Here is a 15,395-nt window from a genome sequence, read left to right as displayed (position 1 = left end):
ATTGTTCATTAATACCGCCTGTTAGATTTTTGTTGTTGCTTTTCGATGGCATAATTTAAACATCACTCCCCTGAACCTGGTATTGTGTTTATTTTGAAATTTAACAGTTGGCTGACAAAATGATGATTAGATATGTTAAAGAAGATGTTAAATGTTGAAAATTATTGTGATATTTAATAATAATTTAACATAGCGAACGTACTGTCAGATGATTTAATTTTTACCTTTGTGCCGATATTTTGTATTGCAGTATCATAAAAAAACAAACATTAATCAGAAAAGTATGAAGAAATCATTACTATTTAAATTTGTGGTTATGATCTTAGTCTTTGCGGGAACGTTTTCCGTGGTGGAGGCTCAGGTAACAACAACAACAATGACGGGGACCATTAAAGACGCCCAAGGGCCTTTACCTGGAGCCAGCGTTAAGGCGGTACACACGCCTACAGGAACGTCTTATGGCGCAACAACAAATGTGGATGGAAGATTTACACTTTCAAATTTGAGAATTGGCGGACCTTACACCATCGTTGTTAGTTTTGTTGGTTTTCAAGCACAAACTTTTAAGGACGTTTATGTGAAATTAGGTGAGCCTTACATTTTGAATGCTACTTTATCTGACAACAGTGCTACGCTTGCAGAAGTGAACATTGTTTCCAGTGCTCCAAATTCTATCTTAAACTCAAATAGAAGTGGTGCTACTACAACAGTTACCAGACAGCAGATTCAGAATTTACCAACCATTTCAAGAAGTGTGAATGACATTACCAGGTTAACTCCTCAGTCTAATGGAAACTCATTTGGTGGTGGTAACTATCGTCAAAGTAACTTTACAGTAGATGGTTCGAACTTTAACAACCAGTTTGGTATTGGTTCAAACGTTCCAGCTGGTGGTGCTCCAATTTCATTGGACGCATTAGAGCAGGTTTCTGTGAATGTGACTCCTTATGATGTAAGACAATCAGGCTTTACTGGTGCTTCTATCAATGCAGTAACCCGTTCAGGTACAAATAACGTATCTGGTACCGCTTTCTTTACCATGAGAAATCAAGATTATCAAGGTACTCATGTTGGAGATTACACCATTACTAATGTTCAGCCTTATACACAAAAACAATACGGTTTTAGTATCGGTGGTCCTATTGTTAAAGACAAGTTATTCTTGTTCTTAAATGCGGAATTTAACAAAGAAGTTTCTCCAGGTCAAAACAGAGTAGCAGCAACACCAGGAAATCCTTACGGATCAAATGACAATGTTGCACGTCCTACAGCTGCATTCATGGATGAGGTTACTAGTTTCCTGAAATCAAAATATAACTATGATCCAGGGATATACCAAGGTTACAACAGTCCTAGTAACAACGATAAGTTATTGGCTCGTTTAGACTGGAATATCAATAAAAATCATAGCTTAAACTTGCGTTATAACCAAGTTCAAAGTAAAAGCCAGAATGGACTAAGTACTTCAAGAAGTCCATTAACAGGATTTGCTTTCGGTGCTGGACGTACAGATAAAAATGCTTTACCATTCTCTAACTCAAACTATTATCAAGAAGCAAATCTGTACTCTTTCGCAGGTGAGTTGAACTCTTCATTTGGTAGCAAATTCTCAAACGTATTACGTGGAAGCTGGACGCACCAGAATGACCCAAGAAGTTCTGATAGTAGAATCTTTCCTTTCGTGGATATTTTGGACGGTAGTGGTGTACCACTTACTTCATTTGGTTATGAGCCTTTTTCTGCAGGAAACTTGCGTGATGTAGAAACTTATAGCTTTACGGATAACTTCTCTATGGCGCTTGGAAAACACAACCTAACTTTAGGTGTGCAAGCTGATTTCAGTACTACAAAAAATGGTTTCCAACGTTTTGGTACCAGCTATTATACTTTTAACAGTTGGAATGATTTCGTAACTGGTGCTAATCCAAAAGATTACGCAATTACTTATTCTTTATCTCCAGGTTTTGCACAAGCATATCCTACTTTTAAATTCAACCAATATTCTGCTTATTTCCAAGATGAGTTTAGTGTAACGGACAGATTTAAAGTTACTGCGGGTGTAAGGGTAGAAAAATTCACTTTCCCAGGTGTATCTGAAATAAAATCTAATCCATTGGTTACACCACTTACTTTCACAAATGGTGCGAAAATGAATACAGGTCAATTGCCGAAATCAGACATTATCTGGTCTCCAAGATTTGGATTTAACTGGGATGCATTGGGTGATCGTTCCCTACAAGTTCGTGGTGGTTCAGGAATATTCAGAGGTGTTGTTCCTTTTGTATGGATTGTTTCACAATCTGGTGATTCAGGTATGATCCAATTTACGCAGACTAATTCTGGTGCAAATGTTCCTGGTCCATTCAACCCGGATCCAAATGCTTACTTGCCTGCAACTCCTCCTGCAGCGGGAACTTCAGTTCCTAACGTGTTAAGTGCAATTTCTCCGGAATTTAAATCTCCAAAAACTTGGAAAAGTAACTTGGCATTCGACTTTAAACTTCCTGCAGGTTTCGTAGGTACTTTAGAAGGTATTTATTCAAAAGACTTGAATGCTGCAATTGCAACAAACATCAACTTAGTTAACCCATCTCCATTAAATGCAACTGGATACCCTGATAACAGAGTGGTTTATCCGAATGACGCTTCGTTGAAATTCGAAAATCCTTTATTGAATGGATTACCGGTTAAAAATGGTACCGCTAAAGCTACTGCATTAAATGCAACCGTATTAGGTAATGCTAAAGGTGGATATAACTGGTCGGCAACTGCACAGTTAACGAAACAATTTAACAATGGTTTATCTGCAATGATCGCTTATACCCGTAGTGGTGGCCGTAACTTCGGTAATGGTACAGGAGATCAATTGCAAAACTTGTGGTCTATTCCACAGACTGTTGGAAACTCTAACATTCCTTCATTAAGCTACAGCAGTAACTTACTTCCAGATAGAATCGTTGGATCTCTTTCTTACAGAAAAGAATACATGCAAAATCTAGCAACATCGATCAGCATTTTCTATGTAGGTTCTGCTCAGGATAGATTCACTTATGCTTATAGCACAGATTTTAACCGTGATGGACAAACAAACGATCTGATCTATGTTCCAAAAAATCCATCTGAGATTACATTCGTAGCTAAAACCATTACTTTAAGCAATGGTAAAAGCAAAACATGGACGCCTCAGGAACAAAGTGATGCTTTCTTTGCTTATGTAGCTCAAGATGATTACCTGAAAACACGTCAAGGTAAATATTCAGAACGTAATGGTGGTAAAATGCCATGGTTAAACCGTTTTGATGTTAAATTGGTTCAGGAAGTATTTAGAAACGTAGGTGGAAAGAAAAATTCATTCCAGTTCACTGCGGACATTCTTAATGCAGGTAACCTGATTAATAAAAAATGGGGTACTTACAAAAGGGTAAATACTGCAAGTATCTTACAACCTGCTAACGTGGCTACAATGGGTGGTGCAGTATTACCAACCTTCAGATTGGCAGACTTTAATGATGATTTAGTTAGAAAAACGTATAGTGATAACCAAACGTTTTCTTCTACTTATTATATGCAATTTGGTGTTCGTTATAACTTTAACTAATACAGCCAAATATGTTTAACAAAAAAGGATTGCTGATCATTCAGCAATCCTTTTTTGTTTATAGCTATTTTAATGGATATTTATTTTTCTTTAATCACCAACATCCAACCTTTACCTGGTTCCACAGGAATCTCCTGATCTATGTTGAAACTTGCTGCGGGTTGAAAGTTTTTAATGGCTGCTGCGCTGATCGTTGCTTTCGCAGGATCGATGCCTAAAGCTTTCCAATCCAGGTTTAACTTTACATTGGCAGTTGTTGTTGCCCAGCTGGCCATAGCCACCAATACACTTTTATCTTTCTTATAAATGGTAACCGGCACATTGGCGTTATTGCTCTTCACCGGGTTGTTTTCTACCCAGTACCCGATCATTTTACTGCCTTGCATGCCAAAGTTATCCCATGCTTTCCAAATTGGACGTGGGTCTGCACCATCACTCCATGGCATCCTGTTGGTCATTCCATACAGCATTCCTCTCCAGGCATTACCGCCGTCTTGTAGCATTTCTCCCATCAAACCGAAAGGAATCCCGGATACTTCCGTCAGGAAGAAATCAGGACTGCTTTTGTCATAGAAGAAATATTCTCCAAACCACAACCTGTTCAGGTAGGGGAAGTGTTCCATATACAGGTTAGCGCTGTTGTTAAAACCATCACTTTTATTGTACTGATTGGCAGAGTGCAAATCGATGATTCCCGGATGTCCGTCTTTCGTTAATACCCTTTTTATCCTTTTCATGGTGGTTCTGTCAAAAGCCACATCATCCAAATAAATACCGTCGATTCCTACATTTTGTACCAGCCAGTTCATGCCTTCTACATAGTAGTTGTGCCACCTGCTCATGCCACTGTTGACGATGGCAGCATCCTTGATTTCTGGTACGTACCAGGCCGCGATATAGTCTTTCTCGAGGTGTTCCTGTAACCAGGAATAACCGCCGCCTTTTCCTGGCGAATAGATCTCATGTCCGAGGCTGCGTAAAGGGAAGGTCTCATAAGCGCTGTTAGACAGCTCACGTACGGTATTGTAAATCTTCACTTTTAAACCTTTCAAATGGGCCTCATTGATATAAGATTTCATCTCTTTATGTGCGATGAAAGGGTAATTGATGTAAGGATTGATCGGCGTAGCATGGTGGATATTGATCAGGTTTGCACCAGTAGCTTTGATCGTATCCAGGTTGTCATACTTATGGTAAAACCGATTGCTCCACTGAAAATCAGTATTGATGGGGTGGAAAGGGGTGATGAGTAAATTGAAGTTGTAATATAAGGTATCACCCTTTTTCATGTTTTGAGCGCCGCTGTAATTGTCCGATAAAATGGATTTCCCTTTTTTGAACACATCAATGCCACCTTTACCTTCATTTCCCCAGGAGCTGGGAAGTAACAATGGCTTCTGTAAGTAGAAATTGGTGTTTAGCGGACGTACATAATGGTTGTCCTTCAAGGTGTATTGTAAGCCGGCATTCACATCGCCAATCCAGGCACCATCCTGATTTTTATGGGCTACATCCCATTTCCATTTCACCGTATCCGGTCTGTTGCCACCTTTTAAGCCGAGGCCCATCATATATTTGGCGGCTTGTTCTGAAAAAGGAATGTGTAAGCGGACATCATCCAGGTTCAGGTCTTGCAAGGCGATGAGTTTCACAGTATAGGCAAGGAAACCGTCAAATTCTATGGCTCCCTCCACTTCCATTTTCAGGTTGTCAGTGGTGTTTGTGGTACTCCATTTTACGGTGCCAGGGTTTTGTTCGGTAAAGGTTAAAGGACCGTTTTTCCAAATCAGGTCTTTGCCTTTTTTGACATGAAAGTGAATTGGCTCGGTTAAGATATCCTTTCCGGTACTGGAGAATTCAGTCATTTCAGGCGTAAAAAACGTCTGAATCTGTGCCGGAAATCCATCCTTGTTTAACATGACTTTCCTGCCCAGTAAAGCGATGGTTTGGTCTTTTACTTCCAATGGAAGGTATGGCGCAATGACTTCGTTTTTCTGTGCAAGGCTAGAGTTTAACCAGGTTAAACGGGTTTGTTTCCAGGGTTCGTTGATGCCTCCATCCGATAAGGTTTTGGCGCTAACGGTCAGGTTGAGCTGGATCGGCGTAGCCGGAACGCCATTGGCAGTAACGGTGACGGTACCCGAATAGCTACCTGGAATAGTGTTTTTAGGTAGATTCGCCAATACCCATAGGGCTTGAACCTGTGCTTTAGCAACGTCCACCGTTTTATGTAAGGGTTGCGTATTCCAGTTGATCCCATCTGTATTGAGGCAGGAGAAGATGCTGGCTGGAAGTTTTGCTCCGCTTTTACTTTTGAGGTCGGTAAATTTGATTTGTACATTTTTTAAGTCCTGCTTTACCGGATAAATCCCCAATTGGAAAGCATAGTTTTCTCCTTTAGCAGCGGTACCCGAAAATTGTGGTTTTAGACCTTTTAAGATCCAGCGCTGTGGCAAATCATCCATCATTTTAATCGGATTCAATCGATCCTCCGGAAATACCAGGTAACTGGATTTTGGATGTGCTTTGATCAGGTCTTGGGTTTCTTTTGCCGTAGCAATGATTTCCATCGGGTAATTGCTGTTCATGGCATTGACCGATTCAATTTCCTGCACTTTTACTGTAGCGATTTTGGCAGTTGCAGCTGGCCAGGAAGGGTTGTTGCTGGCCTTCCTGCTGAGGTAAATCGCATTCGGGTAATTCGACCTTCCATCTACCTTGTAAGGTTGATAGTAGAGGTAATAAGTGCCGATTCCGGAACTGGGTTCAAAATAAATAGTCCCTTGTTCTCTGTTGATCTCCCCAATCTTGATTTGTTTTACCTTTTGATTGGTTTTTGCATCTACCACCCAGATTTCTTTTAATTCAGGTTGCAGGTCTCTCCGGCGCCAGGGGATGATGGCTTTGGCTACCGTTCCATCGCTGGTTACGTTGAGGACTACACGGTGGTTGCCCAGGGAGTCCGGGTTCCAGGCATCTTTACCATTCGTATATTTTAGCTCCTGTGCCGATGCAGCCCCCGCTCCGGTTAGGAATACCAAAATAAATGGTATAAAGTATTTTTTCATAAAAATGGTTGTGTTGATTTTTTATTAAAATTAGGCCTTATTTATGATCACTTTAACAAAAAAATCAACGCAATCGTTTGATCTTTAGTGTAGATGGGATAAAGGGCGATTTAAACTGAAAAATTGGATCTATAAAACAATGTTTGAGGGATTGATGTTCTAGGTTTAAGGCCTCCCGGCTAAAATCTGTTAAGGATACACCTAAACCTATTATTCCTCATGAAAAGAACAAGTATAGCACTCGTCGTTTTAGGGATGGTGATGACAATCGCTGGATTATTAATGTTTCGTGATTTAAATGCAGTTGATGCTCATGCGAGGCCTATATATGTGAATGGGATGAGGTCTTTTCCCTGGCTTGCTTTTTTAGGGGGTGTATTTATAGCAGTTGGGGTCGTTTTTTTTATTTCCTCAGGTAAAAATAAAGGATCATGATTGAGGAAGATTTGCTGTTAAAATTTGGCGCTAAGCTGACTTCTTTTGATAAAGGGGAGATCCTTTTCCGGCAGGGAGATATTCCGAGATACTATTATCAGATCCACACAGGCGCTATCAAAATGAATAATTTTAATGATAACGGAAAAGAGTTTGTGCAAAGTTTGTTTAGTGTGAACGACAGCTTTGGAGAGCCACCGTTATTTATTGAAGATGTTTATGTGACTAATGCAGAAGCATTAATCCATTCCTCTCTTTTCTTGCTACCTAAAGATAAGTTTTTGCAGCTGCTGAAGGAGCATCCTACCACACATCTTGCGGTAACGGTTAATCTTGCCAACAGGCTTTATTTTAGGTCTATTATGGCTTCTGAGATTTCCTCTCAGGAACCAGAACATCGGGTATTAAAATTAATTGATTACTTTAAAATTAAGGTGAATTGTATCGCTTCAGATCAAAAATACCTGGTGGAAATTACCCGGCAGCAAATTGCCAATCTCATCGGCGTAAGGGTGGAGACAGTCATCAGGTCCATAAAATCGCTGGAAAAAAAAGGAGAACTTTTTATAGATCGCCATAAGGTGTACAGATGATATTTCGTTCTTATGATCTCGATCATAAAATTGTATTGCCGTTCTCGATAACTTTGTTAGTACTATAAATTTTATACCTATCAAAAATGAAAAGATCTTTGAGTATCACAGCATTGATGGCGATTTTGGCTTTTAGTTTTAATTCATGTGGAGGTGGAAAAGAAGATAAATCGGATGCTACAAAACCAGCCGCAGATGAACAGTGGGCTCCTGCCCCAGTAGAGGAAATTAGCAATACCTTAACCTTGTCAGCTCATGATGAGATGAAATACGATCAAACCGTATTAAAGGCGCTTGCCGGAAAGCCCATTACCTTAACATTTACACACATTGGCACCATGGATAAAAATGTGATGGGACATAACTTTGTATTGCTTGTTCCAGGAACTGATATTGATGATTTTGCGAAAAAAGCTTTGACTGCAAAAGACAATGATTTCATTCCTAAATCTGAAAGCAGTAAAATTATTGCGCATACCAAACTACTTGGTGGTAATGAATCTGACACGATTGAATTTACCGTTCCTGAAAAAGGCACCTATGATTATATCTGTACTTTTCCAGGGCATGTTGCCACAATGCGGGGTAAACTGATTGTAGAATAAATTTAAAATATATTGATCATGAAAACAACAAGCAAAGTATTGATCGTGATGGGTGTAATCATGACCATCATCGGGTTAGTAGTTTTTCGTAATTTAAACTATGTTAATGCGGTTGACGGCCATGATTGGGCAATTAATATTAATGGCGCTAAATCCTTTCCCTGGCTTACCTTTACCGGAGGATTGTTCATTGTAGTAGGTCTCCTTTTTAATATTTCCAGCTGGAAACAAAAAGGGAAAAGATACAATTAAGCGTTTTGTGTCTTATGGAGGTATTGTTTTGCGGAATCACATAAAGCAACAAAAGCACCTGCCATCATTATGATGTCTTTAACAACGAGTCTGCCCCGGGCAGAAAGTAAGGGGAAACCATGGTTTGGATCTCCGAGATCAGGAACCCAGGAATCTTTTGTCGTGATTAAAAACGAAAGGGTAACTACCGACATCAGGATGACTAATGCTGCGCCAGCCATGCCAATAGCAGGGTTGTAGCTGTTGAGCAATAACAGGATGCCAAATAGGACCAACACAGCACCCAATCCATAAGAAAACAGGTAAGTGTGATTGGCCGTATGCCAGGCAATTTTCTCCGGATTGGCTTCGCCTTCTTTTTGCATATAAGGTTTATATTCGGAAGGATGTGCGTAAAGGAAGGACATCACCGGGGAGTTTGCCACAAAAGGAACAATGCCTTCCGCTTCGTAATTGTAGACTTTTAATCCGCCAATCCAGATCAGCACAATGGCAATCGCAATGCGGAGGAAACGGATACTTAGCGATGATAAACCCGAAAGGGTTTCAAGTAAAGAAGAAAAAGACATAATTTTATAGTTAAGCTTCAAAGTTCGGGATAGTCTAAAGACTACGCCATGGACAATACTTGAGATTACATGGACAAATCAAACTAAATATGAATTCAACGCCAATCAGCAATTATATAAATACGCTTTTTCCTCAGTTCGAGCCTGCCTTGAGAACGAAGTTAATTGAAGAGGTTACGATTAAACATTTTAAAGCCGGCGAACACCTGATGCAAACCGGACAGTATTTTAGGTCTACTGTGTTGATCGTGGAAGGACGGGTAAAGCTTTATCGGGAAGGTACCGATGGGAATGAGTTTTTTATGTACTACCTGCAGCCAGGAGAAGCTTGTGCGCTATCCATGATTTGTGCGGCCAAGCAGGAATCCAGTAAGATTATGGGCAAAGCAATTGAAGACAGCACCATTTTAATGGTTCCCATCGCTTTGATGGACGACCTGATGAAGCAATATCCCAGCTGGTATTATTTTGTGATGGAAACTTATCGCGCCAGATTTGAAGAATTATTACAGGTAATAGATGGTATTGCCTTCAACGGACTCGACGAAAGGTTGAGCTTTTACCTTCAAAAACAAGCAGAACAGCTGGAAACCAATCAGCTCAACCTAACCCATCAGGAGATTGCCTCCGATCTGAATTCTTCCAGAGAAGTGATCTCCAGATTACTCAAGAAAATGGAACAAAAGGGCGAAATAAAGTTATTCAGGAACTATATTGAGTTAAAAAAATAAAACTGGGTGACAAAAGTCACCCGAAGTCAGGTGCAGAATTTACATCTTTGTCCTAAAGGAAATAAATATGGAAGTTATTGCATACCTGGCCTCGGCGCTCATTGGTATTTCATTAGGATTAGTAGGGGGTGGTGGCTCCATTTTAACCGTGCCGGTATTGGTGTATCTATTTGGGATTGCGCCATTGATGGCCACCTCTTATTCTTTGTTTATCGTAGGGAGTACCAGTCTGGTTGGCGCTTATCAGAATTATAGAAATGGACAGGTCCAGGTGAAAACCGCATTGCTGTTCGGATTAAGTTCTGTAACTACCGTTTGGCTGACCAGGAAGTTCCTGATTCCTGCAATTCCGCATCATATTGCTTCTTTTAATCATTTCGAGCTGACAGAACGCATGTTGATGATGAGTCTTTTTGCAGTACTCATGCTGATTGCCGCAACGGCCATGATCAGAAGTGGAAAGAATAAACTGGAAGAATCTTCAGTTTCTAAAAATCTAAACCTGCCTAAATTATTATTGTATGGCGTTGGTATTGGTTTAACCACAGGCTTGTTAGGTGCTGGTGGTGGCTTTTTACTGATTCCTACTTTAGTGGTATTGCTGGGCCTGCCCATGAAAGAGGCTATAGGAACCTCCCTATTTATCATCGCTTTGAATTCCTTAATCGGCTTTTCCGGAGATTTTGGCCATTTTGATATCGACTGGATCTTTTTATTGAAGATTACATTCATTGCGATTGTCGGGATTTTTATAGGTGGTAACCTCAGTAAAAAGGTGGACAGTAAGCAACTGAAAATTGGTTTCGGATGGTTCGTATTGGTGATGGGTGTTTACATCCTGACCAAAGAACTGATGTTTTAAGGAATATTTAAATTGTATAAAATGAATACTATGATAGATTTTATAAGGCAGCCCTGGGCATGGTACTTTTCGGGCTTTATGATTATACTGATTATGTTGTTGCTCATTTATTGGGGTAAATCTTTTGGTTTTTCTTCCAATTTAAGGACGATGTGCAGCATGGCCGGTGCCGGTAAGCAGGTTAAGTTTTTTGATTTCGACTGGAAAACACAACGTTGGAACTTGTTGTTTTTGGTTGGTGCCATCATCGGTGGATGGATTTCCTCCGAGTTCCTGTCTAACCCGAATGCCTTGGAGCTATCGGCAGCTACAGTAAAGGATCTTCGAGGGATGGGGATTCACTTTAATGGGCAGCTGAATCCAGATGAGTTGTTTTCGCTGGCCGCATTATCCGCTCCAAAAACCTGGTTGCTATTGCTCTCCGGAGGAATTTTAGTTGGTTTTGGTTCGAGATATGCTGGTGGTTGTACCTCCGGGCATGCAATATCAGGTTTGTCAAACTTGCAAGTACCTTCTTTAATCGCTGTAATTGGCTTTTTTATCGGTGGATTGTTGATGACCTGGTTGATTTTACCCTTCTTAATTACACCTTAAAATTAAATCAATGAAGTCCATAAAATATATACTTGCCGGCATTCTGTTTGGCATCATCATGAGTAAATCAGAAGCGGTTTCCTGGTTCCGAATTCAGGAGATGTTTCGCTTTCAATCTTTCCATATGTATGGAATCATTGGAACAGCAGTTGTATTGGGTGTAATAGCTGTTTTTCTGATCAAAAAGTTTCAATTGAAAGACGCGGAAAATCAACCCATTCTTTTCCCTGATAAAGATCGTAGCTATAAAAAATACATCATTGGAGGAACGATTTTTGGATTGGGATGGGCCTTAACAGGTGCTTGTCCAGGGCCCATGTTTGTGAACCTGGGTTATGGTTACCTGACCATGGGAATTGTCATTTTTGGTGCTTTGCTAGGAACTTATCTTTATGGGTTGTTAAAAGATAAACTGCCGCATTAAGATTAAATGATCAATTGGGGTTTGATATGTGACATTGATCACACAATAAATACCTTTAAATGCTGAAATTTGTATAGAGAAAGGCGAATAGGTAGAGAGATAGTTTATTACGTTAAATGAATAAAAGATGATTATAGAACAGTTTAAAGATGAGTTTTTATCGCATTACAGCTATGCCATAGTGAGTGAGTGTGAGCAAAAGATTGTGTTGATAGATCCTGCGCGTAATCCGGAACCCTATTATGAATTTGCAAAGAAATTTGATGCCCAGATTATTGGGGTCATAGAAACACATCCTCATGCTGATTTTGTGAGTAGCCACCTGGAGATTCATGAAAGTACCGGAGCAACTATATATGCCCATAGTTTAACGGGAGCAGCTTATCCGGTGGAACATTTTGATGAAGGGGCAACACTTAGTTTTGGTAAAATAAAACTAACAAGTATCCATACCCCAGGCCATTCTCCAGATAGCATTTCTGTGTTATTGGAGCATGATGGAAAAGCGAAAGCGGTTTTTACAGGGGATACCTTGTTTATCGGAGATTGCGGCAGACCGGATTTGAGAGAATCAGTAGGGAATCTACAAGCAAAAAGGGAGAAATTAGCCCTTCAAATGTACCATTCCCTAAGAGATAAATTGATGGTATTGGACGATGAGGTACTGGTTTATCCGGCACATGGATCCGGTACTTTATGTGGTAAAGCTTTAAGTACCGCAAATTCAAGTACGATTGGCGCAGAAAAAATCAGCAATTGGTCGCTACAGGAAATGACGGAAAGTGATTTTATGAAAGCGTTGATTGCCGATCAGCCCTTCATTCCTAAATATTTCGGTTATGATGTAGACCTGAACAGAAAAGGTGCTCCTCATTTTAAAGCCCAGGTAAATCAGGTAGAAGTGATTAAACAACCGGAATTTGAAGCGCTCAATACCGCTGTCATTGTGGTTGATGCCCGTCCTGAGAGTGATTTCAAGGAAGGTCATTTCCCCGGAGCAGTGAATATTGTGTATGGCAAAAAGTTTGAAACCTGGTTGGGAAGTATCATCAGACCCGGTGAACACTTTTACCTAACGGCTGCAAATTCCGATCAATTGGAAGAACTGATCCATCGCGCGGCAAGTATCGGCTATGAACCCTTCATTCTGGCCGCCTTTGTGACGCATTCTGGTGATGTATTTATGCCGGTATTGCCTTTAGAATGCTTCATTGCCAATCCTGAAGAATTTACCATTATCGATGTCAGGAATGAGAACGAGGTGAAAAAGAAAAAGATATTCAGCCATTCCAAAAATATTCCTTTGGGAGAACTGAGAGAGCGTATTGAGGAAATTCCAGCAGACAAGCCGATTGTAGTACATTGTGCAGGAGGGAGCAGAAGTGCTGCTGGTAGTAGCATCATTGCTGCGGAATTTGGTGCGATTACACCTGTTTATGATCTTGGTGCAGTAGTAAAGGACTTCGGGAATTCGGAGGATTAATCTAAAAAGCACTATAAAATAAGCCTCAGTTAAAAATATGATTACGATTAGTAATTAGTATTTTAGCTGAGGCTTAACAATTTGTTCACATACGACCTGACTTACTATTTCAGAAAATTTAATTAATATTGGGGAGGATCTTCCAGAAAATTGTGAATGACTCCTAAACAATGATTTCATACACCACTTTAGCCGATACTGATTTAGTTGCCCATTTGAAGGATGGCGATAAGGCAGCTTTTACCGAAATTTACAATCGGTATAAAGGGCTATTGTATATCCATGCTTATCAAAAACTAAGAAATCAGTCGGAAGCCGATGATGTGGTTCATGAGCTTTTTGCCGTGCTTTGGACGAAAAGAAATGACCTGGTTTTAAGAACACATTTGTCAGGTTACCTCTATCAGGCGGTTCGGAATCGGATCATTGACCTGATTTCTCATAAAAAAGTAGCTTCCGAATACATGGTCTCCCTGCAATATTTTATAGACCATAGCGAAGCTGAAACGGATCATTTGGTTCGGGCAAATGAACTCAGGGCTTTAATCGAAAAGGAAATTTCGGCATTGCCCCCAAAGATGAGGGCCGTCTTTGAATTGAGTCGAAATGCTAACCTGAGCCATAAAGAGATTGCGACGGAATTGGAGCTTTCCGAAATGACGGTTAAAAAGCATGTCAACAATGCGCTTAAAATTCTGAGAGGGAAGTTCGGTATCCTTGCTTATCTGGTATATATCAGCCAGCATTAAATTATTTTCATTTTCTTTTACGCCCAAGGTCAATGCTAACCGTCTATAGGTTAATTAGCATTAAAAACAGGTATGCAGGCACAGGAACTATTGGAGAAATATAAAGCAGGAAATTGTACGGATGCGGAAAAGGCAATGGTAGAAACCTGGTATCTGGATTTCCAAAAAGAAGGAGCAGCGCTGACCAATATTGAATTGGAAGGGGCTACGGACCGAATTCAGGAAAGGTTATTCCTACATATCGAGGCAGAGGAGCCTGTGGTTAAAAAAAGAACCTTGTGGCCAAGAATCGCTGCTGCCGCGGCAGTAATACTGGTTTCGGGGATGGCGGTTTATATTTATAGTAACCAGAATCCAACAGTTAATCCAGAAGCACTAGCTGCAGCAAATTATGGCGCTAAAAGTCCCATCCTTCCAGGGGGGAATAAAGCGATATTAACCTTGGCCAATGGCCAGGAAATCAGCCTTGATGAAGCCGGAAATGGGAAACTTGCAGAACAATCGGGCATCACCATCACCAAAACTAAAGATGGGCAACTGGTGTACACGGTTTCTGCCGCTGCAAATACGAATGCTGTAAAAACAGGCATGAATACCATTGCGACGCCTAAAGGTGGACAATACCAGATCAATCTTCCTGACGGGACCAAAGTGTGGCTCAATGCTGCATCTTCTTTGCGTTATCCAACCGCCTTTGCCGGAGAAGCCAGGGAGGTGAGTTTAACTGGTGAGGCTTATTTTGAAGTGGCCCAATCGCAACCTGCAAAATCTTTTAAAGTAGCGACCAGTAGCCAGACGGTAGAAGTACTAGGTACTCATTTCAATATCAATGCTTATTCCGATGAACCAAGTACAAAAACGACACTTTTGGAAGGCGCTGTAAAAGTCTGGAGCAAGGACAAGGCAGATCGTGCACTGATCTTAAAGCCTGGACAACAAGCCGCATTAACGGAATCACAGCTCCATGTTAACTACGGAAAAGAAGAAGAGGCAGTCGCCTGGAAACATGGCGTATTTAAATTTAAAGATGCCGACCTGCAAAGTGTGATGCGTTCCGTTGCGCGCTGGTATGATTTAGAGGTGAGCTATGAAGGTACGCTTCCAGATAGACAGTTTTCCGGAGAGATTGATAGAAATAGTAACCTTTCCCAGGTATTAGATATCCTCAGCTTCTTTAAAGTGCATTTCAGCGTACATGGCAAGCAGATTATCGTCACACCTTAAGCAATGATCCCTAAAAACTTATAAATACCAAACCATAACACCAAACAAACAAAAAAGATGAAAACAAAACTACGAAAGGATTAACCAGCACAAGGGATAACCTAATTAAGGTATAAAAAGAACCGCAGAAGTGTTCGAGCACAACTGCGGTAAATGCTGAGTTAACCCTTCCCGGTATTCCGGGACAAACAATTTTGCGAACTATTCA

At 40.5% G+C, this 15,395-nt stretch carries 14 protein-coding genes; 12 read left to right on the top strand and 2 right to left on the bottom strand.

Annotation, left to right across the window (positions count from 1 at the left end):
• Nucleotides 1–283: 283 nt before the first annotated feature.
• Nucleotides 284–3,598: a TonB-dependent receptor gene (locus GM920_RS09205; protein WP_182956096.1), complete on the top strand. Its 3,315-nt coding sequence runs from the start codon at nucleotides 284–286 to the stop codon at nucleotides 3,596–3,598.
• A gap of 80 nt (nucleotides 3,599–3,678) precedes the next feature.
• On the opposite strand, the gene GM920_RS09200 is transcribed toward GM920_RS09205, so the two are convergent.
• Complete coding sequence (locus tag GM920_RS09200) at nucleotides 3,679–6,666, bottom strand: glycoside hydrolase domain-containing protein (RefSeq protein WP_182956095.1); 2,988 nt, start codon at nucleotides 6,664–6,666, stop codon at nucleotides 3,679–3,681.
• A 219-nt stretch (nucleotides 6,667–6,885) separates the two neighbouring features.
• On the opposite strand from GM920_RS09200, the gene GM920_RS09195 reads away from it, so the two are divergent.
• The 4 genes from GM920_RS09195 (at nucleotide 6,886) to GM920_RS09180 (ending at nucleotide 8,551) form a co-directional block, all read left to right on the top strand.
• Nucleotides 6,886–7,101, top strand: coding sequence for a hypothetical protein (locus GM920_RS09195; RefSeq protein ID WP_182956092.1), 216 nt, complete (start codon nucleotides 6,886–6,888; stop codon nucleotides 7,099–7,101).
• Entirely contained in the window at nucleotides 7,098–7,694 is a 597-nt protein-coding gene (locus GM920_RS09190) for a Crp/Fnr family transcriptional regulator (protein ID WP_182956089.1), read from the top strand. The genes GM920_RS09195 and GM920_RS09190 overlap by 4 nt, the downstream gene beginning before the upstream one ends.
• A gap of 86 nt (nucleotides 7,695–7,780) precedes the next feature.
• Nucleotides 7,781–8,299 (top strand): plastocyanin/azurin family copper-binding protein, encoded by a 519-nt coding sequence (locus tag GM920_RS09185; protein ID WP_182956086.1) that lies wholly within the window; start codon nucleotides 7,781–7,783, stop codon nucleotides 8,297–8,299.
• A gap of 18 nt (nucleotides 8,300–8,317) precedes the next feature.
• Nucleotides 8,318–8,551, top strand: a complete 234-nt coding sequence (locus GM920_RS09180; protein WP_182956084.1) for a hypothetical protein — start codon at nucleotides 8,318–8,320, stop codon at nucleotides 8,549–8,551.
• On the opposite strand, the gene GM920_RS09175 is transcribed toward GM920_RS09180, so the two are convergent.
• Nucleotides 8,548–9,120 (bottom strand): DUF417 family protein, encoded by a 573-nt coding sequence (locus GM920_RS09175; protein ID WP_182956081.1) that lies wholly within the window; start codon nucleotides 9,118–9,120, stop codon nucleotides 8,548–8,550. The genes GM920_RS09180 and GM920_RS09175 overlap by 4 nt on opposite strands.
• 89 nt (nucleotides 9,121–9,209) lie before the next feature.
• Between GM920_RS09175 and GM920_RS09170 the strand changes: the two genes are divergently transcribed.
• The 7 genes from GM920_RS09170 (at nucleotide 9,210) to GM920_RS09140 (ending at nucleotide 15,187) form a co-directional block, all read left to right on the top strand.
• Nucleotides 9,210–9,851 carry a Crp/Fnr family transcriptional regulator gene (locus GM920_RS09170; protein WP_182956078.1) on the top strand — a complete coding sequence of 214 codons (642 nt, stop codon included), beginning with the start codon at nucleotides 9,210–9,212 and terminating at the stop codon, nucleotides 9,849–9,851.
• Nucleotides 9,852–9,918: 67 nt separating this feature from the next.
• Complete coding sequence (locus GM920_RS09165) at nucleotides 9,919–10,713, top strand: sulfite exporter TauE/SafE family protein (RefSeq protein ID WP_182956075.1); 795 nt, start codon at nucleotides 9,919–9,921, stop codon at nucleotides 10,711–10,713.
• Nucleotides 10,714–10,743: 30 nt separating this feature from the next.
• Nucleotides 10,744–11,307: a YeeE/YedE family protein gene (locus tag GM920_RS09160; protein ID WP_182956635.1), complete on the top strand. Its 564-nt coding sequence runs from the start codon at nucleotides 10,744–10,746 to the stop codon at nucleotides 11,305–11,307.
• Nucleotides 11,308–11,317: 10 nt separating this feature from the next.
• The gene (locus GM920_RS09155) at nucleotides 11,318–11,731 is read left to right on the top strand and encodes a DUF6691 family protein (RefSeq protein ID WP_182956072.1); all 414 of its coding nucleotides are present in this window, start codon (nucleotides 11,318–11,320) and stop codon (nucleotides 11,729–11,731) included.
• Nucleotides 11,732–11,858: 127 nt separating this feature from the next.
• On the top strand, nucleotides 11,859–13,214 hold the full coding sequence (locus GM920_RS09150) for an MBL fold metallo-hydrolase (RefSeq protein WP_182956069.1): 1,356 nt from the start codon (nucleotides 11,859–11,861) through the stop codon (nucleotides 13,212–13,214).
• 170 nt (nucleotides 13,215–13,384) lie between these two features.
• A complete protein-coding gene (locus GM920_RS09145; RefSeq protein WP_182956068.1) occupies nucleotides 13,385–13,963 on the top strand; it encodes an RNA polymerase sigma factor in 579 nt (192 codons plus the stop codon).
• 72 nt (nucleotides 13,964–14,035) lie between these two features.
• A complete protein-coding gene (locus GM920_RS09140; RefSeq protein WP_182956065.1) occupies nucleotides 14,036–15,187 on the top strand; it encodes a FecR family protein in 1,152 nt (383 codons plus the stop codon).
• The last annotated feature ends 208 nt before the right edge of the window (nucleotides 15,188–15,395 follow it).

Source organism: Pedobacter gandavensis, from assembly GCF_014172405.1.
Classification (GTDB): Bacteria; Bacteroidota; Bacteroidia; order Sphingobacteriales; family Sphingobacteriaceae; genus Pedobacter; species Pedobacter gandavensis.
Note: the sequence above shows the minus strand (reverse complement) of the source record. Positions and strands in the feature narration are given on the sequence as shown.